This is a genomic window from Phenylobacterium sp. (genome assembly GCF_036263695.1).
Taxonomy (GTDB): Bacteria; Pseudomonadota; Alphaproteobacteria; order Caulobacterales; family Caulobacteraceae; genus Phenylobacterium.
This window is the reverse complement of sequence record NZ_DATAGM010000439.1, coordinates 1-2,931: the sequence shown is the minus strand read 5'-3', so window position 1 is coordinate 2,931 and position 2,931 is coordinate 1. Positions and strand designations below refer to the sequence as shown.

2 protein-coding genes are annotated in these 2,931 nt (G+C 68.8%); both read right to left on the bottom strand.

What is annotated here, in order from left to right:
* The coding region (locus VHK87_RS17700; protein WP_329636214.1) for a Ppx/GppA family phosphatase at nt 1-997 on the bottom strand (997 nt) is incomplete at its 3' end.
* A partial coding sequence (locus tag VHK87_RS17695; protein WP_329636213.1) for an RNA degradosome polyphosphate kinase occupies nt 978-2,931 on the bottom strand: 1,954 nt, incomplete at its 5' end. The genes VHK87_RS17695 and VHK87_RS17700, both read right to left, overlap by 20 nt.

Sequence of the window (2,931 nt, the reverse complement as noted above, 5' to 3'; positions counted from 1 at the left end):
CCAGGGACGGGCCCAGTTCGACGGTGAGGCCGCGAAGCGCGGTCAGCGCCTCGCATCCCTCGATCAACGGATCGCGGCTGCCGATGTCCGGCGGCATGGCCTCCAGCAGCAGGCCCTCGCGCACGCCGTACGCCGAGACGACGATCCTCTCGATGGCCAGGTGGTCGATCAGCGCCTCGAGCACCAGGGCGGCGTGGGGCAGGGTGTCGAACCGCTTTTTTGAGACCCCCTCGATGCGCTCCAGCGACTGCTTGGACTGGCGCTCGACGAAGCGGGCCACGGCCAGGGCGTCGGCGCGGCTCATCTCGTACTGATGGGCGATCCGGAGCGGATAGTCGGTGAGCGCCATGTGCAGCAACGCCAGGTTCCTCCAGGCGCCGCCGACGGCGTAGAAGTGCGGGGCGCGGAAGCTGCGGGCCAGCGGGGCCAGCCGCTCGTCGATGGTCTTGCGCGCCTTGTCCACGTTGAGCGGCTTGGGCGCGCCCAGAGCGAAGGGGCCCAGCGGCAGGGTCAGGCCCGCGCCGGGCGCGCCGCCGGAGACCGGCACCAGTTCGAGGCTGGAGCCGCCGAGGTCGCCCGCCACGCCATGGGCGTCCGGCTGGCCAGCGATGACGCCGAGGGCGGCGTAGCGGGCCTCCTCCTCGCCGGTGAGGACGCGGATCGTGAAGCCGGTCTCCTGGCGCACCCGCTCGAGGAACTGAGGGCCGTCCTTGGCGTCTCGCACCGCGGCGGTGCCGACGATGGTGACGTCCTCCGCCGGCCAGCCGTCCAGCACCACCTTGAAACGCCGCAGGATGGAGAGGGCGAGCTCGACGCCCGCGGGCGACAGCCGCCCGGCGGTGGGCAGGTCGCGTCCCAGCCCGGCCAGGGCCTTCTCGTTGAAGACCGTCCAGATGGCGCGGCCTTCGAGCCGGTAGATGACGAGACGGACGGAGTTGGAGCCGACGTCGATGACCGCCGCCTGGCGAGGAGGGCTGCTATCCGCGCTGGGCCACATGGTCGATCGCGCGCGGCATATCCTTCACCTTCTGGCCTCGCCCGGACAGGGAGGGGTTGGTCATGAAGTACTCGTGGGCCGAGAAGGCGCTGGGGTGGTCCCAGGACGCCTCGCGCGTATAGCGGCCGGACGCGTCCAGCGTCCAGCTTTGGGCTTCGTCCTTGAGGTTCGCGACCATGATCTGTTGCAGAACCTGCTGATGGACGGTTGGGTTCTCCACCGGCGTCAGGGCTTCGACGCGGCGGTCGAGATTCCTCGGCATCCAGTCGGCGGACGAGATGAAGACGCGGGCCTTGGCCGAGGGCATCGGCGCGCCGTTGGCGAAGGCGACGATGCGGGAGTGCTCCAGGAAGCGGCCGACGATCGACTTGACCCTGATGTTGTCTGAGAGGCCCTTCAGCCCCGGCCGCAGGCAGCAGATGCCGCGCACCACCAGGTCGATGGTCACGCCCGCTTGGCTGGCGGCGTAGAGGGCGTCGATGATCACCGGGTCGACCAGGGCGTTGAGCTTGGCCCAGATGGCGGCCGGCTTGCCCTTCTTGGCGTTCTCGATCTCCCGCAGGATCAGCGCCAAGAGGTCGTGCTTCATGGTCACCGGCGAGAAGGACAGCTTCTCCAGCGTCTTCGGCTTGGCGTAGCCGGTGATGTAGTTGAACAGCCGCGCCGAATCCCGGCCCAGCGCCGCATCGGTCGTGAACAGCGACAGGTCGGTGTAAATCTTCGCCGTCTGCGGATGGTAGTTGCCGGTGCCGAAGTGGCAGTAGGTGCGAAGGCCGTCACCCTCCTTGCGCACCACCATCGAGAGCTTGGCGTGGGTCTTGTACTCGAAGAAGCCGAAGACGACGTGGACGCCGGCCCGCTCCAGGTCGCGGGCCCACTTCAGGTTGGCTTCCTCGTCGAACCGGGCCTTGATCTCCACCAGGGCGGTGACGTTCTTGCCGGTCTCGGCGGCCTCGATCAGGGCGGCGACGATCGGGCTGTCGTGGCTGGTCCGATAGAGCGTCTGCTTGATCGCCAGCACGTTGGGGTCGCGGGCGGCCTGCCTGAGGAACTGCACCACCACGTCGAAGCTCTCGAACGGGTGGTGGACCAGGATGTCCTTTTCCCGGATGGCGGCGAAGCAGTCGCCGGCGTGGTCGCGAATCCGCTCCGGGAACCGGGCCTGGAAGGGCTTGAACTTCAGGTCGGCGCGGTCTGAGGGGATCAGCTGGGTCAGCTCGTCCAGGCCGAGCAGGCCGTCGATCAGGATGATGTCCTGCGTCTCGGCGTGCAGGTTCTCGCAGATGAAGCCGCGCAGCTCCTCGGGCATGGCCGCCTCGACCTCGACGCGGACCACCGAGCCCAGCCGCCGCTGCTTCAGGCGGGCCTCGAACTCACGCACCAGGTCTTCGGCCTCTTCCTCGATCTCCACGTCGGAGTCGCGGATCAGCCGGAATACGCCCTGCGCCTCGACTTCGCAGCCGGGGAATAGGTGATCGAGGAACAGGCTGAGCAGCCCTTCAAGCGAGATGTATCGCCGCTCGGGCCGCTTGCGCGAGCCCTTGACCGGCGGCAGCTCCCAGAAGCGCGCCACCTGGGCCGGTATCGGCACCAGGGCGTACAGCAGCTTGGAGTCGCCGAGCCGCTTCAGCTTGAGGACCAGGGAGAAGGCGAGGTTAGGGATGAACGGGAAGGGGTGGGCCGGGTCGATGGCCAGCGGCGTCAGCACCGGGAACAGTTGGGTCAGGAAGGTGTCCTGCAGGGCGTCCTTCTCGGCGGCAGAGACCTCGGCGGCGCCCACGACGGTGAGGCCCTCTCCGCCGAGCTCCCGCCACAGCTCGCGCCAGCGGGTTTGCTGGTCCGCCATAAGGTCGGCGGCTTCGGCGTTGACCCGCACCAACTGCTCGGCCGGCGTCAGCCCGTCCTGGCTGACCACGCGCACGCCCTCGCGGACC